Origin of the sequence: Kineococcus radiotolerans SRS30216 = ATCC BAA-149 (assembly GCF_000017305.1) — a bacterium.
Taxonomy (GTDB): Bacteria; Actinomycetota; Actinomycetes; order Actinomycetales; family Kineococcaceae; genus Kineococcus; species Kineococcus radiotolerans.
Map to the genome: position 1 here is coordinate 4,387,881 of NC_009664.2, position 24,453 is coordinate 4,412,333.

Annotated in this window: 22 protein-coding genes; 13 read left to right on the forward strand and 9 right to left on the reverse strand. The window is 70.2% G+C overall.

What is annotated here, in order from left to right; genetic code table 11:
* Window positions 1-81 precede the first annotated feature (81 nt).
* The 4 genes from KRAD_RS20970 to KRAD_RS20985 form a co-directional block, all read right to left on the reverse strand.
* The gene (locus KRAD_RS20970) at window positions 82-414 is read right to left on the reverse strand and encodes a hypothetical protein (protein WP_012087685.1); all 333 of its coding nucleotides are present in this window, start codon (window positions 412-414) and stop codon (window positions 82-84) included.
* Between the two features lie 223 nt (window positions 415-637).
* Window positions 638-1,177, reverse strand: coding sequence for a hypothetical protein (locus KRAD_RS20975; protein WP_012087686.1), 540 nt, complete (start codon window positions 1,175-1,177; stop codon window positions 638-640).
* A gap of 494 nt (window positions 1,178-1,671) precedes the next feature.
* Complete coding sequence (locus KRAD_RS20980; RefSeq protein ID WP_012087687.1) at window positions 1,672-1,857, reverse strand: Lsr2 family DNA-binding protein; 186 nt, start codon at window positions 1,855-1,857, stop codon at window positions 1,672-1,674.
* A 999-nt stretch (window positions 1,858-2,856) separates the two neighbouring features.
* Window positions 2,857-3,690 carry an enoyl-CoA hydratase/isomerase family protein gene (locus tag KRAD_RS20985; protein WP_012087690.1) on the reverse strand — a complete coding sequence of 278 codons (834 nt, stop codon included), beginning with the start codon at window positions 3,688-3,690 and terminating at the stop codon, window positions 2,857-2,859.
* A gap of 327 nt (window positions 3,691-4,017) precedes the next feature.
* On the opposite strand from KRAD_RS20985, the gene KRAD_RS27855 reads away from it, so the two are divergent.
* Window positions 4,018-4,341 (forward strand): winged helix-turn-helix transcriptional regulator, encoded by a 324-nt coding sequence (locus KRAD_RS27855; RefSeq protein ID WP_049821558.1) that lies wholly within the window; start codon window positions 4,018-4,020, stop codon window positions 4,339-4,341.
* A gap of 632 nt (window positions 4,342-4,973) precedes the next feature.
* Here the strand turns inward: KRAD_RS27855 and KRAD_RS21000 are convergent.
* On the reverse strand, window positions 4,974-6,227 hold the full coding sequence (locus KRAD_RS21000; RefSeq protein WP_162145149.1) for an MFS transporter: 1,254 nt from the start codon (window positions 6,225-6,227) through the stop codon (window positions 4,974-4,976).
* A 384-nt stretch (window positions 6,228-6,611) separates the two neighbouring features.
* Window positions 6,612-7,199 (reverse strand): TetR/AcrR family transcriptional regulator, encoded by a 588-nt coding sequence (locus KRAD_RS21005; protein WP_012087695.1) that lies wholly within the window; start codon window positions 7,197-7,199, stop codon window positions 6,612-6,614.
* Window positions 7,200-7,769: 570 nt separating this feature from the next.
* Here KRAD_RS21005 and KRAD_RS24680 point away from each other — a divergent pair.
* The 7 genes from KRAD_RS24680 (at window position 7,770) to KRAD_RS27860 (ending at window position 14,150) form a co-directional block, all read left to right on the forward strand.
* The gene (locus KRAD_RS24680; RefSeq protein ID WP_049821335.1) at window positions 7,770-8,492 is read left to right on the forward strand and encodes a hypothetical protein; all 723 of its coding nucleotides are present in this window, start codon (window positions 7,770-7,772) and stop codon (window positions 8,490-8,492) included.
* A 619-nt stretch (window positions 8,493-9,111) separates the two neighbouring features.
* Complete coding sequence (locus tag KRAD_RS21015) at window positions 9,112-9,960, forward strand: CPBP family intramembrane glutamic endopeptidase (protein WP_012087698.1); 849 nt, start codon at window positions 9,112-9,114, stop codon at window positions 9,958-9,960.
* Window positions 9,957-11,117, forward strand: a complete 1,161-nt coding sequence (locus KRAD_RS21020) for a sensor histidine kinase (protein ID WP_012087699.1) — start codon at window positions 9,957-9,959, stop codon at window positions 11,115-11,117. Before KRAD_RS21015 ends, KRAD_RS21020 begins: the two co-directional genes overlap by 4 nt.
* A gap of 8 nt (window positions 11,118-11,125) precedes the next feature.
* Window positions 11,126-11,785, forward strand: coding sequence for a response regulator (locus KRAD_RS21025; RefSeq protein ID WP_041293662.1), 660 nt, complete (start codon window positions 11,126-11,128; stop codon window positions 11,783-11,785).
* A gap of 190 nt (window positions 11,786-11,975) precedes the next feature.
* Entirely contained in the window at window positions 11,976-12,572 is a 597-nt protein-coding gene (locus KRAD_RS24685; RefSeq protein WP_049821336.1) for a TetR/AcrR family transcriptional regulator, read from the forward strand.
* Window positions 12,573-12,636: 64 nt separating this feature from the next.
* Window positions 12,637-13,383, forward strand: coding sequence for an SDR family NAD(P)-dependent oxidoreductase (locus KRAD_RS21035; protein WP_012087702.1), 747 nt, complete (start codon window positions 12,637-12,639; stop codon window positions 13,381-13,383).
* 419 nt (window positions 13,384-13,802) lie between these two features.
* A complete protein-coding gene (locus KRAD_RS27860; protein ID WP_012087703.1) occupies window positions 13,803-14,150 on the forward strand; it encodes a PNPOx family protein in 348 nt (115 codons plus the stop codon).
* Window positions 14,151-14,589: 439 nt separating this feature from the next.
* On the opposite strand, the gene KRAD_RS21050 is transcribed toward KRAD_RS27860, so the two are convergent.
* Complete coding sequence (locus KRAD_RS21050; RefSeq protein ID WP_012087704.1) at window positions 14,590-15,534, reverse strand: NAD-dependent epimerase/dehydratase family protein; 945 nt, start codon at window positions 15,532-15,534, stop codon at window positions 14,590-14,592.
* 61 nt (window positions 15,535-15,595) lie between these two features.
* On the opposite strand from KRAD_RS21050, the gene KRAD_RS21055 reads away from it, so the two are divergent.
* Window positions 15,596-16,042 (forward strand): MarR family winged helix-turn-helix transcriptional regulator, encoded by a 447-nt coding sequence (locus KRAD_RS21055; RefSeq protein ID WP_012087705.1) that lies wholly within the window; start codon window positions 15,596-15,598, stop codon window positions 16,040-16,042.
* A 364-nt stretch (window positions 16,043-16,406) separates the two neighbouring features.
* On the opposite strand, the gene KRAD_RS21060 is transcribed toward KRAD_RS21055, so the two are convergent.
* Window positions 16,407-17,039 (reverse strand): XRE family transcriptional regulator, encoded by a 633-nt coding sequence (locus KRAD_RS21060; protein WP_012087706.1) that lies wholly within the window; start codon window positions 17,037-17,039, stop codon window positions 16,407-16,409.
* 123 nt (window positions 17,040-17,162) lie between these two features.
* Here KRAD_RS21060 and KRAD_RS21065 point away from each other — a divergent pair, with 123 nt between their 5' ends.
* From KRAD_RS21065 to KRAD_RS21075, 3 genes are all read left to right on the forward strand, one after another.
* Complete coding sequence (locus KRAD_RS21065; RefSeq protein ID WP_049821559.1) at window positions 17,163-18,215, forward strand: NAD(P)/FAD-dependent oxidoreductase; 1,053 nt, start codon at window positions 17,163-17,165, stop codon at window positions 18,213-18,215.
* Window positions 18,208-18,969: a class I SAM-dependent methyltransferase gene (locus KRAD_RS21070; RefSeq protein ID WP_012087708.1), complete on the forward strand. Its 762-nt coding sequence runs from the start codon at window positions 18,208-18,210 to the stop codon at window positions 18,967-18,969. The genes KRAD_RS21065 and KRAD_RS21070 overlap by 8 nt, the downstream gene beginning before the upstream one ends.
* A gap of 167 nt (window positions 18,970-19,136) precedes the next feature.
* Entirely contained in the window at window positions 19,137-19,880 is a 744-nt protein-coding gene (locus KRAD_RS21075; protein WP_012087709.1) for an SDR family NAD(P)-dependent oxidoreductase, read from the forward strand.
* Between the two features lie 1,060 nt (window positions 19,881-20,940).
* On the opposite strand, the gene KRAD_RS24690 is transcribed toward KRAD_RS21075, so the two are convergent.
* Window positions 20,941-23,292: a putative bifunctional diguanylate cyclase/phosphodiesterase gene (locus KRAD_RS24690; RefSeq protein WP_157873685.1), complete on the reverse strand. Its 2,352-nt coding sequence runs from the start codon at window positions 23,290-23,292 to the stop codon at window positions 20,941-20,943.
* A gap of 687 nt (window positions 23,293-23,979) precedes the next feature.
* Between KRAD_RS24690 and KRAD_RS21090 the strand changes: the two genes are divergently transcribed.
* On the forward strand, window positions 23,980-24,351 hold the full coding sequence (locus KRAD_RS21090) for an EAL domain-containing protein (protein ID WP_203417641.1): 372 nt from the start codon (window positions 23,980-23,982) through the stop codon (window positions 24,349-24,351).
* Window positions 24,352-24,453: the final 102 nt, after the last annotated feature.

Genomic DNA, 24,453 nt, shown 5'->3' on the forward strand with positions numbered 1-24,453 from the left:
GGTGAGACCGGCCCAGCGGGGCTGCGCCGGGGTCCGTCGGGGTCCGTCGGGGTTCGTCGCGGTTCGTCGTAGCAAGGCGGGTCAGGCGGCTTGGGTCTCGGTGGCGTAGATGAGGTGGGCGGTCTGCAGGAGAGGGGCCAGGTCGAGGTCGCAGGTGTGGCAGAGGTGGTGCAGGTCGGTGAGCAGCTCGATCAGGGCTTGTTGCATGTCGTCGGTGGTGCTGCTGCTGACGTGGGTGTGCAGTTGCAGAGCTTGAGCGGCGTAGGCGGCGCGTTGGGCGTTGCTCTGGCGGGCTCGGGCGGCGCGGGTGGCGGGATCTTCGTCGTCGCGGGGAAGGGCGGTGATGCTGGTGACAGCGTCGGCGCCGGCACTGCTGCTGGCGCTCGCGGGCTGATGGGTGGGGGTCTCGGTCATGGCGGGTCCTTGAGTGGGTAGTTCGGGGCGGGGAGCCTTGGGATGGAGTGCGGTGAGGGGGCTACGGGAGGCGCGGGTGGCCCTGCTGCCTGTGAGCCGTGCCCGTGAGCCGTGTCTGCGGCCTCGGTGTCCTGCCGAACGTGGCGGGCCTGGTGAGGCGGCCGGTGGGACGGTCGGGGTGGTGCTGCTCGCTCGAGGGGAGTGCTCGAGCCGCGCTGGTCTGTCAGCTGGCGGGGGGCTGGGTGATGATGAGGCTGAGGTGGGGGCTGCTGTTGCCGCACCCGCTGGCGGCGTCATCGGCGGCAGGCGAGGTGGCTCCGCGGCTGGGGGTGGGCACCAGGTGAAGCCCTTGCTGCTGCTCGTGCTGCTGCTGGGCTGGGGGTCGGGCGAGGACGGCGAGGTGGCTGCTGCCTACGGGTGAGCCGGTCCCCGACGGGGAGACGGGCTCAGTGATGAGTCTGATGACCGGTGCCCCGGGCGGGGCGGTGGTGGAGGTGCTGCGCTGGGCGGCCTGCAGTTGAGCGGCCTGTAGCTGAAGGTCCTGCTGCGCGGCGTTGAGGTCGGTGGCAGAGCCAGCGGCGTAGCCGGCGAGGTACCCGAAGAGCACGGCAGCCGGGACCGCGGCGAGCAGGAGCAGGGCGCGTTCGGTGGGCTTGGCCGGCGTGAGCAGGGGGATGAGGGTGAGGGTGGCGAGGGCGGTCAGGCCGACGGTGGTGGCGCGGCGCATGTTGACGCGGCTGCCGCGGTTGGTGGTGCGGGGCACGTCGTCACTCCTGCCTGCTCAGACGTCTGCTCAAGTGCCTGTTACAGCTGCCGGTTCACCGGGGTGTCCTTCAGTCCGGTGGATGCAACATCATCGGGCTGAGAGGTTGTTCCGTTTCACCCTGGGCTGAGCCTGCCACACCGGTGCGCTGATGGCACGGGGTCTGGAGCATGGCGAGAGTCGCAGGGATGCTTCCTGGGGCGCCAAGACCCTCTGCCACGTCGGTGGAAGCAGCGATGGCACCTCGCTAGCGGGTGGGGTCATCGGCGCCGAGGACATCGCTCGCAACGTCCTGAGACGCGGACATGTCGATCACTTGATCGGTGACGTCACCGGTCTCGCGGTCACGTCGCTGGTCTCGCAGCCGGGGGTCCTCGTGATCACCAGCTGCCCCTGCCGTGAGCCCACCCTCCCGGGTCCTCGCCGGCCCCTCCGGCGCTCACGGACGGAGAGGGCCGCTCCGTGGTCTGGCGCGGGGCTGGCGCGGACGGGGGTCAGTGGGCGTCGTGGTAGGCGCGTAGGAGGGTGGGGCTGATGCGGCCGGTGACGGGGACGGGGTGGCCGTGGGTGCGGGCCCAAGAGCGGATGCTGCGGTGGTCTGGGGCCAGTGTCGTGCGCCGGTAGTTGTCGCGGTGCCCGATGGTCTGTCCGCCGGTGCGGCGGGCGTGCTGGATGAACACGTCGAGACTGGCGCGCAGTTGGCGGGCGCGGTCGCTGGTGAGGTCGATCTCGTGAGCGTCGCCACCGAGGGTGAAGACGATGCGTTCGGTGGCGGGGCTGGTGCCGCCAAATCATTTGTAGCGACTATTCCGGTGCAGTGACTATCCCGGCCGGTATCGACTGATTCCTGATGACGGGCAGAGGAACGGGCGGCTTCAAAGCCGGCACTGGCGCAGTAGAGGGACTTCAACTACCTGCATATCCACCGGTTTCAGGGGGTGCGTTCATGCTGGCGGCGATGGTGGGGATGTCTCGACGGTGGGGCCGCCAAGCCCCGGCGGCGGAGTACTTTCTCCGGGGAACGTGGAGGGGGACGGTAGCTCTCGGCGGGAACACCGACTCGGTTTCTGCAGGCGGCGGGTTTCGACCGCAAGCGGGGGGGACCCGCTGCTAAGCAACCACTGACGAACTCGGCCGCCCCAGCGGCCCGCGGTGCCCTACTCGCGCGCCAGCACGGGGACACGGGGCGGTGCGCCAGGGGTTAGAGGCGGAGTCGAACATCAGGGGTCTCGAGGCGCTGGGTGGTTGCAGCTTCCGACACCGGTTGTCGTCTGCGGGGACGACGCTGATCGGCGAACACGGTCCCACGTGGGGAAGCGATCGTTGCGTGGCGCCAGGGGTGGGGGTGGGAAAGGTGGTGAGTGCCGACGGGGTGTGCGCGAGGGCTGGGGCGGTCCTCGCCTCGGGCGGGGGAGCCGGCGAGGCGACGACCGAGTCGAGGTGGGGTGCTCTACCGGCCTGGCTGGGTTGACCCTGCTGGGTTGACTCGGGCTGGGTCGATGGGGACTGAAGCAGTACCCGGGCGCCCGTTCTGGTGATCGGTGCACGTGCCGCTGATGGGCTGTCCGCCCCCGCCGACGTGCGGGCAGCGAGGCGAGCGACATGTCGGCAGGTGCGGTGGTGATCCCTGGCCCGCGGGGCGCCCGGGTCGGTGGAGAGCTGCTGCGGCCCTGGAAGGGTCAGGGGAGGAGACTGCGCAGGAGGCCTTCGAGGTCCCGCTCGCCGTCGGGGGTCTGTGCCCCGCGCTGGAGGGCGCTGGTCATGAGCTGCTGCGCTGCGGGCGACCCGACGAGGGACGCCCACGCTTCGTCCTCGGTGATCAGACCCCGGCCGAATTCCGTCGGCGGCATGGCGTGCTTGGCGGCGGCAACCACGCCGTCGGGGAGTGTCGCGATCTGGTGCGCGACGCGGTCCACGTGGGCGTCGAGCTCGCCGGCGGGCAGGGCGCGGTTGATCCATCCGTATCCGGCGGCAGTGGAGGCGTCGTACAGGTCGCCGGTGAGGATGATCTCCAGAGCGCGGTTGCGGCCCACCTTCTCGGGCAGGTACTGAGTCGCCCCGCCGCCGGGGGTGATGCCCATGAGGGCCTCGACCTGCCCGAGCTGCGCGGTCTCGGTCGCGGCGAAGGTCATGTCCGCGGCGGCGACGAACTCGGCGCCACCGCCGCGCGCGGTGCCGGCCAGCTTGACGATGGTGACCTGTGGTTGATGACGGATCAGTTCCCCCGTGAGCTGGAAGACGTTGACCCCTTCCGCAGCGGTGGCCGCCAACTGCTGCAGGATGTCCATCCGCTCGGCGATCGTCATGTCGACGTGAGCGAGGAAGAAGTTCGGGTCGGCGCTCTCGAACACGATGACTTTGGCGGTGGGGTCCTCACGCAGGATGTTCAGCACCTCGTGGAGTTCGTGCATCATGACTGCGCTGAGCACGTTGACGGGGGGATTGTCCAGCGTGATCGTCACCACGCCGTGGTCGCTGCTCACGCGCAGCGTCGAGTGATCACCGAGAGCCATCGGTTGTGCTCCATCATGTCGGGTGAGGCAACTAGGTATTCGTTGCATACCTAGGGTGGGTGGTGGGGTTACGATGGTCAAGAACGCACTCTCAACACCCCTAGGATCCTCGAGGACACCACCGTGGCTCTCTCCAAGACCGATCCAGAGGCAACCGCCGACCCAGGAGCGACCGGCGACCCTGCTGGAGGAACGCGACCTCGGGCTCCTCGCTCGCGAGAAGGACAACCACTGCTGGATCCTGACGAGTCGGCGTCTCGGCGAGCACCGGACCCGTTCGCGGTCAATCCGCAGCGGTACTTCCGGGCCGACTGCGCGAGCCGGCCGATCCTGGATCAGATCGCGGACAAGTGGTCGATGATGGTGATGGCCGTCTTGGAGGAACCGACGCGCTTCAACGAGCTCAAGCGCCGGTTGGACGGGGTGACGCAGCGGGTGCTGACGCAGACGCTGCGCCGGTTGGAGCGCAACGGCATGATCGAACGCATCGTCCTTCCCACCTCCCCGGTGGGCGTTCAGTACGCCCTGACCCCGATGGGGGAATCGTTGCGGGAACCGTTCGGGCACCTGTACACCTGGGCGATCGAGCACAGCGCGCAGATCCGCTCGCACCAAGAGCGCTACGACGCGGAAACAGCTGGCGGCTCGTGAGCCGCTGATGCAGTGACTGCCGCACCCTCCGGGCGGGGGCGGAGACCAGTCGTGTTCGACGCCGGCACTGCGCGCGTTCGGGCGGTCTCCACGAGCAGGGAGAAGGACCTTCGCCAGCGCCCCCGCGACGGCAGCGTCAACCGACACCGTCGAGCAGCACCGTCAGCCGTATGTGGTGTCGGCGTGGACGCCGGCGCCCGCGTCCTGCTTTCCTGCAGCACGCAGCCCCCGTCACCCCTGAGGGGTGCTGCTCTCGAGCTGCTCGCGGATGACGAGCAGCATCATCGTCACCGCGTCAGTGACCTCTCCGATCCGGTCCCGGGGCCAGGTGACCGCCGGCAGCCGGGGCACTGGTGCCCTCCCGGGTGTCGTGAGCAGGTGGGGCAGGGGCTCGTCCACCAAACCCGTGACACCATCTCGGTGCCAGCGCCGCCACCACTCGCGCACCGTCTTCGGTGGGCAGCTGTCCTCTTGCGCCGTCTGGTGCATCTCGCACCCGTCCTTGACGGCCGGTACCAGCGGCGTCCGCAGGGCGTGTCGCTGTTGTCCACATGGTCCATCAGCCACCGCCGGCGGCGCCTCGCGCCGGTCGTCGGTGGCCCGCGGCGGTGGTGGGTGGACGTTTCGCACGCTCACCGCCGCGGCGCCCCATGCTGCAGGGTGCGTAGTGTCCGGTAGCTGACGACCAGCGTCAGGGGGAGGAGGGCCGTCAAAGCCGAGAGCCAGAGGAATCCTTCCTGCCAGCCCCACTCCTGGACGGCGTGGCCGACGATGGAGGCGGATGCTGCGATCCCGGCCGCGCTCGCGGAATTGATCCAGGTCATCGCCTGGGTGTAGACCGAGACCTGAGTCGCCCTCTGCAGCAGTTCCGAAGCCGGGATCAGCACCAGTGCGACGCACCCCCCGACGATCGGGTACCCGAGGAACATCAGCGGAACGCCCGGCACCAGCGCCAGCAGAGCGCAGCCGATCGTGATGACGATGGCGGCGCTCAGCATCGTCTCTGCCGGGCGCCGCCGTTGCGCGCCACCGTGGGCCAGACCGGCCAGTAGGCTCACGATGCTGCTTCCGGTGGCGATGGGCCCCGCCAGCGCGCCGGCATCGTGTGCGAGTGCGAAGGCGGTGATGCCGATGCCGATGCCGCCGAAGAAGAAGCCCGTGGCGAGGTGGGCGACGAACAACGTGAGGAAGCCTCGGTTGAGCAACCGGGGATCGCAGAGCACGCTGCGGGCCGTGCTCTGCGACGGAGCCGGCTCGGAGCTCCTCGCCGTCAACAGACCGATCGTCCCGGCCGCCACGCACGACAGGGCGACGACGAGCCCAGCCGACGGGGCGACGGTCGCGCTGAGCGTGGTGACGAGGAGGGGGCCGATGAGGAACGTCAGGTCGTTCAGCGATCCCTCCAGGGCGAACGCGGCGGGGAGGAGGCCGGTCGGCTCCGCCGTCCGCCTCCACCGTGCTGCCGCCAGCGCTCCCACGGGCGGCGCCGTCGCTCCGGTCAGCCCCGCCAGGGCGAGCACGATCCAGGTGGCTGGCGACGACGACGTGCACGCCACGATCAGCGCCGAGCCGGCTGCGAGGAAGACGAGTGCGCTCACCGCGACGACCGGACGCTGTCCCCACCGGTCGATCAGGCGGGCGATGTGAGGACCCGCTGCGGCGTCGGCGAGGGCGAAGGCACCTGTCGCGGCCCCCGCCTGGGCGAGGGAGCCGGAGGTGCCCTGCACCGTCCACAACACAGCCACGCCGGTCACGGCCACGCCGAGCCGCGCGACCGCCGCGGGGAGGAAGAACCTCAGCGCGCCGGGGAGCGCGAGAACGTGCGCATAGCGCCCTGCCGCAGCGGAAAGGGGGAATGAACGACCCGTAGCCACGCGAAGCTCCAACGGCTCATCATCGCGAGCTGCCAGACAGGTCGGACTGGACATCAGCTCGCACGCACAGCCGCGCGGAGGCCGACGTTAGTGCGTGGGACGGGTGTGGAGCAACAGGCGTCGACGGAGTCGGCTGGAGGCTGCTGTGCACTGACCGGTCGCGCCTGGCCGAGTGCTGGATAGATCCACGCTGGTGACCTCCGAGTCCCTGGCCCGTGGTCACCACCTGCATCCCGTCCAGGGAGGATCACTGCTGGCGGCGGGCGGGAAGGGGTACGGACTCCTGCCCCAGACCACTCGACGGGCTGGCCCCTGGGGTTGCTCGACACCACCGTCCCACCTCCTCGGACCGCATCGCCTGCACCTGCCGGGAGCCGGTGGGCGGCCCTGGTGGACCTACGTCGTGCAGCGCCACCCCCGCAGCAGGAGGTCCAGGGCCTGCACCCCGAGTCGGCGTGCTCGATCTTCTCCGAAAGTGCCGAGGCGTCCGAGTGTGGCGACGCCGTAGAGCGTGCCCCAGATGATGTCGCAGGCTTCGTCGATCTCGAGCTCGACCCGGTGCCTCTGGGCCCATTCGTCCACCAGGTTCCACATCACGCCGATGACTGACTGGGCAGCGGCGCGGCGCTCGTCGGCACTCAGGGCGGTGCCGTTCATCGCCTCGAAGAGGTGCTCGTTCTCGCTGGCGAAGTGCAGGTACTCCGCGGCCATGCCGGCCAGGCGCGCATCGATGTCTGGTGCGTGCTGCACGGCGTCCAAGCGCCCCACGAGCTCGTCGTAGCCTTGCCGAACGACTTCAGCGATGAGGGCGTCCTTGTTGGCGAAGTGCTGGTAGATGACCGGCGCGGTGTAGTCCATGTCGCTGGCGACCCGCCGCATCGTCAGGGCGGCGGTCCCCTCCGCCATGAGGATCTTCATCGCCGCCGCGATGATCCGCTCACGGACGTCCGCCCGTTCCCGAGCCCGCCGCTCACTACTGGGCATGGTCCTCCGTTGCTCCGCTTCGGTGAGTCCTCCAGACGGTAGCTGCAGCCTTGACAGCCCTCCCTCCCCCCTGCGACGCTAACAACGTTAGAGATCCTACCGACGTTAGGAGGAGATCGTGGTCCTCTTCGACCGCGTGTGAGGCCGGGATTCACGACGACCTCGAGCAGGTCGGGCCGCGCAGGCGGGCTGGCGCACCATCGACGAGACGATCCCACCGGCCGGGTCCTGCGTCGTGGGTCACGACCACGGGGGTGGCGGCACCCGCAGCTACCTCCTTGTCCTGGGGGACCTCGTGGGCCTGTTCGAGCACCTGACCCACCCGCCCAGCTGCGCCATCGGCCCAGCGCTGGTCGAACGCATGAACGTCATCGACCCGACGTCATCAACTGGACGTCACCGACATCGATGACGCCCTGAGTTCGGTGCGGCGATCAGGGATCAGGGCCGGCGCTGCAAGGGGGGCGACCTGGTCCTTGCGCGTTGTGCCGAGGAGGTGTCGACGTTCCACGGTGCAGGTCTGGAGGACCGCCGCCTGGTTCACCGAGCCCGCTTCAGCACCAGCAGAGCGTGGACCGAGCCGTCCAGGACGCCGAGCCGCACAGGCTCACGGGCGCCGAGTGCGCTCGAGCTGGCCACCAGACGCACCACGAACGGATCACGAGGCAGATCACGTCACCACCGCAGAGCGTCCAAGCGCCCGACAGCGCCGGCGGCGTGGTGGCCGAGGTCGAGGTGTTGCCCTCTCCGCGGGCCCGCGGCATCTGCACCACCACCACGACCGGCAACCAGTTCGGCGGGGCGCGCCCCACCGAACGACGACGAGGAGAAGTGAACGGTATGACTGCTGCACCGAACGACGCGGTCCCGGGTCAGCGCAGTGTGCTGGCCGATCGCGTCAGTCGGGTAGTGACGAGCTTCAACGCCTTCCTCACGCTCATCGCGCTGGGGTACGGCATCTACACGATGTTCCAGGCCACGCCTGAGGACCTGATCGTGAACGCCTGGCGCACCTTCGGGTTCCTGGTCTTCTTCTCGCTGTGGGTTCTGGTGACCGTGTGGCCGCGCCAGGTCCCCGGAGCGTGGGAGCTGATCTTCGTCCACAAGGTTGCCATCACCGTCTTCGCTCTCACTCTCGGCAACGTGCCCGGTGCGCGAGAGACCGCACTGGTCGATGGCTGGCTGGTCCTCAGCGGGGTCCTGGCCTACGTCCTGTGCCGGGGGTGGAGCGCGTGGCGGCCGCTGAGCAGAGGACGAGCCGACGCTGGAAACCCTGTCGGGTCACGTGCGTGATCCACTCGACTCGGGCTCGCCACCGCACGAAGGGGGCCCCACGAACCGAGTTGACGTCGTCAGGAAGCCGGCCACCTACGGCACACCTGCCGGTCCCCGCGGAATGAGCCGGTGCCTCGCAGTGAGCAGACTCTGCGGGAAACCGGGTCGAGCTCCGGAGCGGGAATGCTCCAAGCCCCTGGACGCGGCACCCTCGCCGAGAAGGCCGCCCACGTGGCCCGGTGCGTGGACCGCGCCTGTCCAGGGCCCCCGGGTGCGCCGGCCGCGGTACGTCGTCGGGCGCCGTCTTCGACCTCGACGACACCCGCTCACCACCGGATCCTCCATCGGCTCCTCCACTCGCTTCTTGACCCACCTGTTGCACCGCGCTGGCCCGGACGACCTGGAGGTCGTCGCCAGCCACCTTCCGCACACCGCTGGTGCCTACCGGACGCCTTCCCCGCCGGCGCTGGAGCCCAGGGCGCCGGCCGCGGAATCCCCGTGAGGTCACCCGTGATGTCCCCCGTGAGAGCTACCGGGAAATGTCCACCCGACGGTGACGACCCCCGGTACTTCGCATCCCTAGCATCGTCCTCAGTGGAAGACCGGGCCGCCGGGGTCCGTCTGCGGAGGAGTCGTCATGCGTGTGGTCAAGCAACTCGGGTTCGTGATGATCGTCGCACTGCTGGGAAGTCTCGTGGTTCGTGCCGTGCAGTGGAACGCACCGCTCACCCTGCTGCTGGGGTTCGCCGCGGCGGCCGCCACCGTCCTGGCGTACCGGTGGATCGTGCGCCGCACCGAGCGACGGGCTCCCACCGAACTGCTGTTCCCCGGGGCCGGCCGCGCCCTGGGCCGCGGGATGCTGATCGGCTTCGCCTTGTTCGGCGGTGTCATCGCCCTGATGGCCGTCTTCGGGAACCACCAGATCGACGGGTGGGGGTCCGCCTCCGGAGCTGTGGCTCTGCTCGGGTTCAGCGCCGCAGCCGCGGTCACGGAGGAAGTCATCTTCCGCGGCGTGCTGTTCCGCGTCCTCGAGGACTGGCTGGGCAGCTGGCTCGCCCTCGTCCTGACGGCAGCCCTGTTCGGCGCCTCGCACCTCCTCAACCCGCACGCCAGTCCGTGGGGAGCGGTGGCCATCACCGTCGAAGCCGGGGCGATGCTCGCCGCCGCCTACCTGGCGACGCGCACCCTGTGGCTGCCCATCGGCCTGCACTTCGCCTGGAACTTCGCCGAAGGCGGCATCTTCGGGATGAGCGTGTCCGGCACGGATCAGCCCCAGGGTCTGCTCCACAGCACCCTGTCCGGCTCGACCTGGGTCACCGGCGGCGACTTCGGCCCGGAGGCCAGCGTGTTCTCGGTGCTGGTGTGCAGCATCGTCACCGTCGGGTTCCTCCTCCTGGCCCACCGCCGCGGGAACCTGCGCCCCCGGGGTGTCGACCGTGCCGGGGAGATCGTTGCTTCTCACGAGGAGCCGAGGCCGGTCCGGTGAACGAGAAGCTGCTCCTGGAGCGGTGGCGCAAGCTCGACGTCACGGTGCGGGACCTCCCGCTGGCCCTGGTCCTCGTGGTCGGGTCGCTGCTGCCCTCCTCCCAGGGCCACGGCACGCAGCTCGGGAACCTGCCGGCCCGACCCTTCGACGCGCTGACCGTCGTGGTCGTGCTGATGCAGTCCCTGCCCCTGCTGGGGCGGCGGAAATGGCCGCTGGCGTGCCTGGCCGTGGTCTCGCTCGGCTTCTCCGTGGACCAGGTCCGCGGCTACCACTCCCTCGCTGGAACCGCACTGGCCGTCGCGCTGTTCTCGGCCGGGGCGTACCAGGAACGGCACCGCCGGAGCACCGTGGTGCTGCTGTCGGCGGCCTACGTCGTGCTGGCCGTCCGGCTCGACCAGCTCGGCTCCGGGGAGCAGGTGGGCGGGTTCGTGCAGTTCTACCTGCTGCTGGTCCTCGCCTGGGGCGCCGGGGTGTGGTGGCGCTTCACCCGCGCCACCGAAGCCAGGAGCCGGCGGGCCGAGGCCGCGGTCGCCCTGGCTGCCGAGCGCACCCGGATCGCCGGGGAGCTGCACGACGTCGTCACCCACCACGTGACCGCGATGGTGGTGCAGACCGAAGCGGCGCACTACCTGACCGCCGCACCCGAGAAGCTCACAGCTACCCTGACCGAGGTCGCCGAGACGGGCCGGCGGGCGATCTCCGACCTGCGGCACCTGCTCGACCTGCTCGACCCCGAGCACGGGAGCGAGGGGCCGGTGCGTCCCGGAGAGGTGGAAGCCCTCGTCGAGCAGGCACGCCGGGCCGGTCAGCCGGTGGAGTTCGTCCAGGAGGGGAAGGCTGCGGTGAGCAGTGGCAGTGCGGAATTCGTGACGTACCGCATCGTGCAGGAGACCTTGACGAACGCCCTCAAGCACGCGCGCGGCAGTGCCACGGCCGTCAGCGTCCAACACCGCCCGCAGGACATCACCGTGGAGGTGCGGACCCGCGCCGCTGCGGCGACGGGGGAGTCGGTGGGCGAGACGGTGGGTGGTAGCGGGCGCGGACTGGCCGGTCTGCGTGAGCGGGTCGCTCTCCTCGGCGGCGAGTTCAGCGCACGCCGCTGCCCGGACGGCGATTTCGTCGTCCGCGCTCGCATCCCTTCCGGTGCGCCGTCGTGAACCTCCCGATCCAGGCGCCGATCAGGGTCTTGGTGTGCGATGACCAAGCCATGATCCGCGCCGGCTTCGTCACCATCATCGACGCGCAGGCCGACCTCGAGGTCGTCGGCGAGTGCGGCGACGGACGCGCGGCCGTCGACCTCGCCCACGAACTGCGCCCCGACGTGGTGGTGATGGACGTGCGCATGCCCATCCTCGACGGCATCGGCGCAACCCGCCTGCTGGCCGGCCCCGACGTCGAGGCGCCGACGAAGGTCCTCATCGTGACGACGTTCAACCTCGACGAGTACGTCTACGAAGCCCTGCGCGCCGGCGCCAGCGGCTTCCTGCTCAAGGACGCGCGACCCGCGCAGCTCCTGCAGGGCATCCGGACCGTGGCCGCCGGAACCTCCCTGCTCGCACCGGAGGTCACCCGCCAGCTCGTCGGTCGCTACGCCTCACGGATCCGCCCGCCGCAGCGAGCGCAGGAAGGCTCCGCTCTCACGCCCCGCGAGCTGCAGGTCCTGCGCCTGATCGCCGACGGCCTCTCCAACGTCGAGATCGCCGCGACGTTGTCCCTCAGCCCGGAGACGGTGAAGACGTACGTGTCGCGGCTGCTCACCAAGCTCGACCTGCGTGACCGCGTCCAAGCCGTGGTCTACGCGTACCGGCACGGACTGGTGACCTAGCGGCACTGGGTGTGCACGGTGGTGGCCCGGCCCGGACCCGTCAGGCCCCGGCGTGCGGCGCTCTCCGGGCGGGGTCTGGATGCGCCGAGGAACCGCGCCACCACGCGTTCGCCTGACCCCGTCGCGTTGCGCGGACAGCGAGCCGGTACGGACGACGGCAGCGGTGGGTCCTCCTCCGTCACCTCGTGACGTGTTCTGGCGCACGCGGTACGCGGGTACGACGATGGATGCGGTCGCCGCCACGGGCCTGGGCAGGGGCGGCTTGTACGGGGCCTGCGGTGACGAGCGCGAGCTGTTCCACCGCGTCCTCGAGGAGTGCTGCGCCTCGGCCGCAGGCGGGGTGGAGCGCGGACTCGCCGGGGCTGACGAACAGGCGTTCGAGCGGCTGACCGCCTTCCTGCTCGTCACTGCCTCGGCCTCCGCCGACAGCGCCCGCCGCGGCTGCTTCCTCGCCGAGGGTGCCGCTGAGCTGACCGAGCACGACGGGGTCGTCCTGGAGCGCTCACGACAGACCCTCGAGCAGCTCCCGCGCACCGCACAGCGCGACGCGACGTCGCCCCGGGTGAGCCTGGGCTCCTCGCGGATGCCGCATCCCCGGCGAGGCGCGCCCGCCGCAGCGGCGCCAGGTCCTGCGCGGGCGCCCGACGTCTTCGGCCCTGCGGCTTCGGAGCCGACGTCCCGGCGTCGTCGACGACTATCGCCGCCGGCGAGCAGTTCTCCGGCCGGCGACTCCCCCGCCTGGGGGGAGCGTCGGTGTGCCTTCGCGGCTCCGTTCTTGACGATCTAGTCCAGAACAGTGATACTGGACTAGATCGTCAAGAACGTCGTTCATCTCTGGAGGCAGGCAGCGCATGGGCAAGTTGGACGACAAGGTCGCGATCGTGACGGGTGGATCGAGGGGCATGGGTGCTGCGACGGCACTCGCCTTGGCGGAGGAGGGTGCCGACGTCGTGATCAGCTTCGTCGCTTCGGCAGAGCGGGCGGAGGCCGTGGTCGCAGCGATCGAGGCCAAGGGCGTACGGGCTCTGGCGATCCAGGCCGATCAGGCTGATGAGGGCCAGGCGGTCGGCCTGATCGAGCGCGTGGCCGAGGAGTTCGGTCGGGTGGACATCCTGGTCAACAACGCTGCCGTCGCCGGCGGCGCGCCGATCGACGCCGAAGAGGTCGACCGGGTGGCTCTCGACCGGCAGCTCGCGATCAACTACACCAGCGTCGCTGCCGCGATCCGCGCGGTGGTGCCGGTCATGCGCGATGGCGGGCGGATCATCAGCATCAGCTCGGGGGTGGGCACGCGGACCGGCTTCGCGGGTATGGCGTACTACGCGGCCACCAAGTCGGCCCTCGAGGGACTCAGCAAGGGCGCCGCACGCGACCTGGCTCACCGCGGCATCACGGTCAACGTCATCCAGCCCGGCTTCATCAACACCGAGATGAACCCTGAGGACAGCCCCTACGCGGAGATGTTCCTCGCGACCACCGCTATCGACCGATTCGGTCGTCCTGAGGAGATCGCGGCCGGCGTCGTCTTCCTGGCCAGCCCGGAGGCTTCCTACGTCACCGGTGCCATCCTGCCGATCGACGGCGGCTACGGCGCCTGAGGCCGTTTCGCGCCAGCGGGACCCGGAACCGGTTCGCACGCCGCCCGGCTCCGGGCCCCAGGCCGAGACCACATCCACGACGGAGATGCGCGGCGGATCGCAGTACTCATCAGCATCCCGCGAGCCGAAGGCGGGCGAGACTCCAGGATGACGACGACGTCGTGTTCCGCAGCGTCGCCATGACCTCGGGGCCAGCGCCGGTGCGGACCTGGGAACGGTCTTCGACGAAGGCGACGTCGCGGATCCGGTGAACCCGGTCCTCGACGATCCAGTGAGTCTCCGCCAGTGCCGGAAGGCCGGCTCCCCGCATCTGCGGGTGGTAGGTGAACCCGACCGGCTCGACGTCTCGATGCTGACGTCTCGGCCGTCGATCCCGGCGAGGAGGTCAGCACGAGGGATCACCCTGACATACTCGTGCCGTGCTTTCCTTCTCCGCCGCCGCCACCCACGTGAACAAGCTCGTGGCTCCCGTGCTCACCTCACGCTGGTTGAGTCCGTTGGTCCGGAGGTGGATGACAACCGTCACGTACACGGGTCGCCGATCCGGTCGCGTCATCAGCACTCCTGTCGGCTACAAGCGCCACGGTGACGACGTCGTCGAGATCCCCGTCATGCTCCCGGACAAGAAGGCGTGGTGGCGGAACTTCACGGGTGACGGCGCTCCGCTGACTCTGGTCCTGGACGGCTCACCGCGTTCCGGCCACGGCGTCGCTACCCGAGATGCCCGAGGTGGCGTCCGTGTCACGGTGCGGTTTCCACCTGTCTGAGGAGTCAGCCGCTGTGAAGGACGGCCCCGTCACCGAGTCGCCAGTCGAGGTCTGGGGCCCCTCATCATCTGGGCGGCACCGCTGGTTCATCGCGCCGTCCCTGCGCGTCCACTCCTAGCGAGGACGACCGGCTCGGTCGCCACGAGCGGTCCCGCTTTCGAAGCCTGGCGTGGCTTCCCACCCGCAGATTCGAAGAGCCGGTTGTCCCCCGGCTAGAGGCGCGGTTGAGCTTCTTCGTCCTTGTTGCCGTAGTCACTCGCCTCGACCTCTCACGGAGAGCCTGACCCGGGACGGCGACACGGGTCGTAGATGCGCCGAAGTGCCTGCTCTGCGGATGATTGTGATGCTGGTCGAGAGCCCACGACCACCACGCAGAGATGCGGTTGTCTCCGTCGGGGCAGCGGTCGAATCAGCGCCAGGGCTGCCGAGGGGACTGGGCTTACCGTTGGTTTCCCGCGCGCAGCCAGGTGATGTAGTCGGCGGCGGCTGCGGCGGTGTCGTAGCGGGGGTGGAACCCGGTGTCTTCGCGTAGGCGGGTGATGTCCAGCCAGCTCACCGGGTGGTCGCCTCCGGAGGGAATGTCGAGATGAAAGTCGGGCTCGATGGAGGTGATGGCGGTGGCGACGTCGGCGTTGCTGGTGGCGCGACCGGAGGCGACATTGTACGTGGAGTGGTGCAACTTTTCGGCGAGCTGCAGCAGTGCGAGGGCGCGGCCGGTGTCCTTGACGTAGAGCAGGTCGAGCGCGTCCTCGGCGTGCGGCGGGGTGATGAGCCCGGACAGGTCGGGTTCGCTGCGCTGGGCGGCGGCGTGGGCGAGGGAGGGGGCGGCGAAGAACGGGTCGGGCAGGTGCCCGCCGGGTCCCCAGGTGCCGGAGATGCGGGCGTTGACGATGCCGACGTCAGTCACCTCGGCGAGGTGGCCGGCGAGGAGCTCGGTGATCTTCTTGAACGTCGGGATGGCGTGGAAGTGCCCGAAGGGGATCGGCATGTCCTCGGTGAGGGCGCCTTCGGAGGCGAAGCCGTAGACGCCGATGGTGCTTGCGGTCACGACACGGCGCACGCTCCAGGCTCGTGCTGCTCGGATGATGTTGAGGAACGCCTCCAGGGCTGCTCCCGTGGCCTCGATCGGGCCGGTGTCGCTCACCGACCAGGGCACGGCGACGGCGAGGTGGACGATTCCGGTGATCGGGTACTGCCGGCCGACGGCGAGCAGGGCGTCGAGGTCGGCGACGTCGGCTTGGACGACGTGGATGGGCAGGTCCGCCAGGTGCGCGGGGATCTGAGGGGTGCGGCGCTGGAGCAGGACGCACTCCTGGCCGGCCTCGGTGAGGGCGCGGACAGTGTGGGAGCCGATGAAACCGGCTCCTCCGGTGACGAGGATCATGGTAGTGCCTTTCGTGGAGTACCTGATCGTCAGTACTACTGACGATCAGGCTAAGCCTAAGATGGGGGTCGTGTCCACCGAGCCGAGCACCAGCCCTGACCCCCACGAGGTCTTGGGGTACCTCCTCAAGCACGCGACCCTGAAGCTCACGACATTGACGGACGCAGCACTGGAGCCGTTGGGAATCGACAGCAAGGACTTCGGGGTGCTGCGGGTCCTGGCCCACCGGGAGCCGGCGTCGCAGCTACAGGTGGCGCAGACGCTCGGCGTCGACCGCACCACGATGGTGGCGTTGCTGGACGTGCTGGAGCGCAAAGGCGTCATCACGCGACGACCGGACCCCGCGGACCGGCGCAGGAACGTCGTATCGCTCACCGACCAGGGACTACGGGTCTATGACGCGGCACAGGTCGCGCACCGCCAAGCCGAGGACGTGTTCCTGGCCGGGGTGACTCCGACTGCGACGATTCAGCTCCGCCGGACGCTGCGAAGCATCGTAGAGAGTTGAGCCAACTCCAGGAGTCGCCCCTTCCCACCCGGGACCCGGAAACCGAAATTCGCTCCTGACAAGAGCTCAGTGTGAACTTCTGCTCGACGTGAAGAACGGCGTGGGTGGCTGTAGCGATGGTGTCGATGCGCCACGAGTGGAGGTCACCGCGCACCGGACGAGGAAATTCTTCCGAAGAGTACTCCTCCGATGTGTCCGATATGCCCCCCGGCTGTAGGCGCGATTGAGCCCTCTCCTCCTTGCTGCGGTATTCACCAGTGAGGGTCTTGCCCGCGTAGGTGACGCCTTCGTCACGCTTCTTCCCTAGCCCGAGGTGGTCGCCGCGCCTTGACCTTCGCACACAGTCACGGGGCTGTGGACTCGGTCACGTGGTTGTGGTCTTGCCTGACTGTGGTCGGGCGCGTACGTGCATGCGCTCACCCTGCGGACCGAACAGAGCGAGCACCTCGGCGGCGCCGGGACCGGCGGAGGCGAACCAGTGGGGGGTTCGGGTGTCGAACTCGGCGACCTCTCCGGCACGCAGGACGAGGTCGTGCTCACCCAGCAGCAGGTGCAGTCCTCCGGAGAGCACGTAGAGCCAGTCGTAGCCTTCGTGGACCTGCTGCTCCCGGGCCTCTGATGGTGAGCGCGCCGGAATGATCAGCTTGTAGGCCTGCGGCCCCCCAGGACGACGGCTGAGGGGCAGCATCGTCATCCCGTGGCGGGTGGTGGGACGGGGGTGGATGCGCGGATCCCCGGTGGTTGGAGCGCCGACGAGTTCATCGAGAGGTACGTGGTGGGCCCGGGCCAGGAGCAGGAGGAGTTCCAGGGTGGGCCGTCGTCGACCGCTCTCCAACCGCGACAGCGTGCTGATCGAGATACCGGTGTTGGTGGAGAGGTCGTTGAGCGTGGCCCCGCGGTTGCGGCGCAGCGCCCGCAGGCGGCTACCGACGCCCGCCAGCACCGGAGCGAGGTCGTCGTCGGCGACAGCGGGGAGGTCTTCGTGATCGTCACGCACCCCCTCATTTTGCCGGACCCGCAACTCTTCTTGTCAACCGCCGAGGCGCGATGCACCGTGCCTCTGACCGCGGCGCGTTCGGCGTCGCGCGGAGGCGAAGGAACTGTCATGGCGCTGCAGCAGGTGGGCGAGGAGTACGACGTCGTGGTCGTAGGAGGGGGTCCGGCAGGATTGAGCGCTGCGGTGGCCCTGGCCCGGTCCCGGCGAAGCGTCCTGGTCATCGACGCCGGTGAGCCCCGCAACTCCGCGGCGGGGCACGCCCACAACTACCTCGGGCGCGAGGGCGTCGTACCGGCGCAGCTGCTGTCCGACGGACGCGCGGAGGCCGTCGGCTACGGCGCCGAGGTTCTGACCGGTCGCGTCACCTCCCTACGCACTGTCCACCAGCACCCGGGGGCGAACGCCGGCGGGCGCGCAGGCCGTGGCGCAGGTCGGGTGCGGGACCACGGCTTCCTCGTCCAGCTGCAGGACGGCCGGACCGTCGCCGCCCGGCGGTTGCTGGTGACCACGGGGCTGGCCGATCAGCTGCCCGCGGTGCCCGGTTTGGCCCAGCGGTGGGGTCGTGACGTTCTGCACTGCCCGTACTGCCACGGCTGGGAGGTGCGCGACCAGGCGATCGGGGTGCTCGCCACCGCAGCGGCCGGCGTGCACCAGGCCCAGCTGTTTCGCCAGCTCAGCGCCACCGTGACCCTCTTCACCCACAGCGGCCCCACTCTCAGCGTGGAGGAGGCCGAGGTGTTGGCCGCCCGTGACATCACCGTGGTCGAGGGGGAGGTGGTCGACCTCGTCGTCGACGACGACCGGCTGCGCGGGGTGCGGCTGGAGTCGGGGAAGGTGGTCCCGCTGCAGGCCTTGGTCGCCGCCCCGTTCTTCGCGGCCAACGCCGACCTGCTCACCGGCCTGGGGCTGGTGGTGAGCGAGATGCGGATGGGTGACGACGTCGTCGCCACCTACGTGGCTGCGGACCCCAGCGGTGCGACGGCGGTGCCCGGGGTGTGGGTGGCGGGCAACGTCGCCAACCCGCAAGCCCAAGTCGTCTCCTCCGCTGCCGCCGGCCTGACGGCTGGAGCGGCCATCAACGCCGACCTGATCGCCGAGGAGACCCGGGTCGCCGTCACGGCTCACCGCGCCAGGCTCGGTGACCAGCACGATCGGAAGGAGGACGCAGGTGAATGACCCCGGTGTCGACGTCTGGCGGATGTTCAGCCAGGAGTTCTGGGACGATCGCTACAGCGGGGCGCCCGTCTTCTCCGGCAACCCCAACCCCTGGCTGGTGCACCACGCCGAAGACCTCACGCCCGGCACCGCGCTGGACGTGGGCAGCGGTGAAGGCGCGGACGTCTTGTGGCTGGCCTCGCGTGGCTGGCACGTCACCGGCGCCGACATCTCTCCTGTCGCCCTTGCCCGCTCAGCGCGCCTGGCCGAGCGGGCTGGTCCCCGGATCACTGCCCGCGTCACCTGGCAGCAGGCCGACATGCTCGACTTCGATGCCCCCGAGAACAGCTTCGACCTGGTCTCGGCCCAGTTCATGCACCTGCCGGGCCCCACGCTGAAGGCCCTGCACCGCCGCCTCGCTGCAGCGGTCAAACCCGGGGGGACCCTGCTCCTCGTCCTGCACGTGCCCCCAGAGCCGGGAACGGGAAACCTCACCTTCCCCGCAGACATGTTCCCCACCGCCGAGCAGATGGCCTCCGTGCTCGACCCGGCGCGGTGGACCATCGACGCCGGTACCCACCAGCGCCCGGCGAACGACGCCACGAGCACGACGGGACACACCCACGACGTCGTGCTCCACGCCGTCCGACGCCCTGCTCCGCCGCGCACGGCGACGACGGAACAGCGGGCCGTCAGCGGCTACTGGTCGCTGACCGAGGCCCGGTGGTCACCAGGGCCCGGCAAGGTCGTGGCAGACCGGCGCTGGCCGCAGTGACGTCACCGTGGCCACCCAGCGCCACCCCGTGCGTCCGGCAGGGCGGTTCCACCAGCAGCTCATGGCGGGGCTGACACTCCCGTCCCGGCTTCGCCGCCCGACGTCGATGTCGTTCCCTCGCGGTCGTTCCACCACGGTCGTCCCCTCAAGCGCAAGGAGAAACTCGAATGGCTGATCGTCTGGAAGGGCGCACTGCCCTGGTGACGGGATCCACCAGCGGTATCGGCCGCGCCGTCGCTGCTGTCCTCGCCGCTCGCGGTGCCCATGTCCTCGTCTCCGGCCGCGACGACACTCGGGGACGAGACGCCGTCCAGTCGCTGGTGAACGCAGGCGGCACGGCGGAGTACCTCCCTGCCGACCTCTCTGCAGCGAGTGGTGTGCGCGAGCTGGCCGACGCAGCTCTCGATCTGGCCGGCACGGTGGACATCCTCGTCAACAACGCCGGCGTCTTCTCCTTCGGCTCGACAGCCGGCAACAGCGAGATCGACATCGACCGCATGTACGCGATCAACGTCAAGGCGCCCTACCTCCTCGTCCAGGCACTGGCCCCGAAGATGGTCGAGCAGGGTTCGGGGACCATCGTCAACGTCCTCACCGGAGCGGCCCACCGGGGGTCGGTGACTGCAGGCCTGTACGGGTCGAGCAAAGCGGCCCTGCTGCTGCTCACCACCGCCTGGGCAGCTGAGTTCGGTCCTTCGGGAGTGCGGGTGAACGCTGTCAGTCCCGGGCCGATCCGGACCGAGGGCACAGCGAACGGTGCTGGCCTCGATGCGGTAGCTCGTGCCCTCCCGGCTCGGCGCCTGGGTGAACCCGTCGAGGTCGCTGCCGCAGTGGCGTTCCTGGCTTCGGATGACGCCTCCTACATCCACGGGGCGATCCTGCCCGTCGACGGCGGGGCGATCGCTGCATGACGGCACCGACTCGGCTCCCTGACGAGCTGACTGCAACCTTGGGAGCCGACAACGGGGACAGTGACACGCCCGGGATCACCGGGTGCGGCTGGGGAGAGTGGAACGTCGTTGGGTGAAGGGCTCTTGGCGATCACCGGCACCAGCGGAGCTGAACCGTTCTCGATCCTGTCACCGACATCGCCGTGCTGCCCACATCCCGGTCGACCGTCCGCCACGTCGCCGGACTCCCGCATCGACATCGTTTCCGTCTGAGCACTCGCACCGGACGCCGCGCTCCCGGCGTGTTTGCCGATGCCGTCCTGTCTGTCGGCTCCTCCTGGATGCCGCGCCCGGACCACGAAGCTCGCGACAACGGTGTTGGTCCACCCACCTGCTGCCGCTACCTCCACCAAGCGGTTGCCGTCCTCGCCCTCCGGGACACGAGCTCGCGATTCGGCGCTGCCGGCCGCCTGCGCCGCCAGGCACACCCACGTCAACCTCGCCGGCACCCTCATCAGCGCTCACCGCGTCGGTATCCCCGGGTCCAAGCACCACCACGAAGGGACGCCACCGCCGGCGGGTCCACCTCTGGTGGTCGGACGAGTACCGATGTCTTGTCGGTGACCTCACCACGCCCCACGCCTCCCACGGGGCGTGGCCGCGATGGGTGACGCCGGCGTCGGGGTGTGGCTCAGCTGCTCGCGGCGACCGCCCCACCGTCCGGGGATGCGCCACGTGGGGAACCGGCCGGCGACCGCGGTCCTCGCTCGCGGAGAACGTCACGGGTTGCGATGCTCGGGGATCACAGCGCGGGGTGCTCGTGAACCCGTTGAGCGGGCCCCCTGTGGCGAGAATCGAGCACCGGCCGAGGATGCGCGTGCTTCGGCAGAACGACGGAGGTTGCGAAGGTCGATGCCCGGTGCCTGCTCACCCCCAGCCTGCCCCGCCACGGACACGGCGAGGGTCGAGGGTTCAGGGTTCAGGGTCCAGGAGGGCGGGTCGTCGGTGCAGCGACGTGGTCGTGGTTCTCCTCGTCGTTCGACGTGTCGGCTGCCCCACGGCCACTTCGTGGCGAGATCGATCAGAGCCCAGCCGTCGAGCGTGGGACGGCAACGGGTGCCGTGCCCGTGCTCCGGGTGGTGCTCCCACCTGCGGTGGCGAGCCAGTCGTCGAAGCCTTCGGCGGTCATGGGCCGGGCGTGGAGGTAGCCCTGGGTCTCGTCGCAGCCCAGGGCGTGCAAGGCGTGGAGCATCGTGGTGTCCTCGACGCCTTCGGCGATGACGCGCAGGCCCAGGCGGTGGGCGAGGGCGACGGTGCCGGCGACGATGTCGGCGGTGCGGGGGTTGGTCGTGACCTGCCGGGTGAGGGAGCGGTCCAGCTTCAGTTCGCTCGCGGGCAGGTCGTGCAGGTAGGCCAGGGAGGAGTACCCGCTGCCGTAGTCGTCGATGCTGATGTCGATGCCACGCCCGGCGAGGTCGTGCAGCCGGGCGATCGACTCCTGCGGGTCGGCCATGAGCGAGGTCTCGGTGACCTCCAGGACCAGGTCACGGGAATCGAGTCCGCTCTGCGCCAGCACTCCATCGACCAGGGGCAGCAGGTCCGGGTGGGAGAGGCAGGACGCGGAGAGGTTCACCGACATGCGCAGGCGGTGACCACGCCGGTGCCACTGCGCGGCCTGGCCGGCGGCTTCGCGCAGCACCTGGGCGGTGAGGTCGGGCATGAGGGCGTACTCCTCGACGAGGTCGAGGAAGCGGTCCGGGGTGAGCAGGCCCAGGCGCGGGTGCTGCCAGCGCACGAGGGCTTCGGCGCCGGCGACAGCGCCGCCCACGCCCAGCTGGGGCTGGTAGTGCACCGCGATGGCGCCGGCGTCGAGGTCGTCGACGGCGTCGGGGGAGTGCAGCAGGACCTTCAGCTCCTCCACCAGTCGTGCTCGCTGCTCATCGGCGAGCGCGGCGTCCTCGTCGTGCACGGCGACCCCGGCGCCGCCGGCGGTCTTGGCGCGGTACATCGCCGCGTCGGCGTGGCGCAGCAACTGCTCCGGGGTCTCGCCCGCGGCGGTGGCGATACCGACGCTGGCGCGCGCGAGCAGGCGCCGGCCGTCGATCAGCACCGGCGCCTGAGTGGCGTCCGCCAAGACGGCGAAGAGAGCCAGCGCCTCCTCGGTCGAGCTGCCGGGCAGCACGATGGCGAACTCGTCCCCTCCCAGGCGGGCGGAGACCGCCTGGGGTGGGCTGACCCGCTGGAGGAGGGCCCCGGCGCGGCGCAGCAGCTCGTCGCCCACGGCGTGCCCGAAGCGGTCGTTGACCTCCTTGAAGCCGTCGAGGTCGATGAGCATCAAGCTGACGGGGCGCCCGGTGCGGAGGTGCTCGTCCAGCGTGCGGTCCAGGGCGCGCCGGTTGGCGAGTCCTGTCAGGTCGTCGGTGAGGGCTTCACGGCGGGTGGTGACCAGATCAGCGAGGAGACGGATCAGCTGCACTCCGCGCACCGAGACGCTCAGGCCCCCCAGGACACCGGCCACCACGCCCGCTCGGACCGCGTCCCCCGGGAGGTCGGCACCGATCGTGCCGGCCGCCGCGAGCACCGCGATGGAGGCCAGGAGCACGACGAACGAACCGGTGGTGGGGGCAGCAGTGGTCGCTGGTCGCGACAGCGGGGGAGCTGCGTGCACCACTGCGGCCACGGCCAGAGTCGTGATGGTGACGGTCCAGCCCACCTCCGAGAGCGGGCCGTTGCCCGCGGCGGCGACCGGGTCGTGGACGCCGGCCAGGTCGATGACCACGACGAGGCTGAAGGAGAGCACCAGCGCCCAGGCACGCGCGTCGCGGACCAGACCACCGAGGTTGAGCACGGTGGCGGCGCTGCCCAGCAGCACGATCTCCGCTGACGTCCGCAGCAGCCACAGCTGCTCCTGCCACATCGGCCACTGCGCGATGGGAGAACCGAGCACGGGCAGGAGCAGGTTGCCGATCGCGGTCAGGGTGAACGTGGCGCCGACGCCGTTGAGCCAATCGCCGGGCTCGGACAGCAGGGTTCCGTGGCGGTTCCAGCGCACGAGCCCCTGGTAGATCAGCGGACACGCGCTCAGGACGCCCAGTCCCAGGATCAGCCCGCCCGCGCCGGTGGCGCTCGAGGATCCGGTCAGGGAGAGGCAGTCGGCGATCCCCGCGCCGGCAGCCGCGGTGGTCGCCACCCAGGCCGCCCGGGAGAAGTAGCGCCAGACGGCCTCCTCGGGAGCGACGGTCCGGGCCCGCCACGTCAGCACCACGGCGGCGGCGGCGAACATCACGACTCGACCCACCCCGCGCACGACCAGCACCGGCAGGGCCCAGGGATCCCCACCCGCAGGCGGGGCCAGCACCGTCCCGGTCGGCACGGCCACCTGGGTGACCAGTGCGACGACCGCTGTCGTCACGCACAGCAGCACCAGACGCACGGGTGCGTGCTCGATCGATCGACGTCGTGCGGACTCTTCCACCTAGGAACGATCGGAGGACGGACGAGGAGGCCCAAGGGGCTGATCGGGTCACGGCCTCGCCCGGAGTCGGAGGCGACTTCGACCCGGATGCGCTGGCCGAGGCTGAGGTCGGTGCCGGCACGGTGCTCCCGATGACCGGTGCTGCTCGAGGAGGCCCGCCGGCAGGGTCAGACCGGCCCTGGACGCCGCTGAACGTGCAGTCGGCGCGGCTGCTGTGGAGTTGCTCCCCGCCTCGGTGCTGCCGCAGGGGAGCACCACGACGCCCCCGCCCAGCGGGATCGGGTCCTCAGTGACCGTCTCGATGCCTGCGGGGACCGCCGTCGCTTCGCTGGCGATCGCGCTGCGAGCCGGCACGCGGGTGAGGGGCCCACCGCTGAGCGGGCCCGTGCGGAAGCGCTGCGTGCTGAGCGCAGCACTCGAGCTGGTCGCCTGCTGAGGCCACGACGGCGGCCCCGACGCCCCGACCTGCGTCATCGCCTGCGGGGACCTGCTGCGGCTCGCTGGTTCTGCCGGTGATCAGGGATGCGGTCGCGCTGACAGGAGCAGGCCGGACCGGTGCGCTCAGCGCGATCGTGGACCCTGGACCCGGTTCACGGCGGTGACCTGTGCTCATCGACGTCCCGGGAGGGTGGAGTGGCGCAGCGCGTGTCCACGTTGCACCGGGAGCCAGCACAGCTCGCCGCCGGTGTTCGCCTGTACCCCGACGGCGCCGCTCGGCTGGGCGCGGTGTCCGACCTCAGGCTGGTCCACACCGGTCTCGGTCACGACCCGCGCCGCAAGGCCGTGGTCGCTGCGGTGGTGACAGTCGCCCACAGCCTGGACCTGCGGGTGATCGCCGAAGGTGTGGAGACCGAGGCCAAGCCCATCGAGCAGCTGATGCGGGGTGTGACTACCTGCAAGGTTTCCACTGCGGCCGCCCACGGTCCGCGGACGACCTCACCGCCCAGTGGGCTCACTGACCTGAGCGGACAGGCGCGACCGCACCAACGGCCCAACGCCACCGGGACTGGATCGTGACGACAGTGGCTGGCGCCCACCGCCAGCCGCACGTGCGCCTGGGGGCCTGATCGCACTGGCTGCCTCCACGGCGACGTCAACCGCCACCTCGAGTCGCGATCG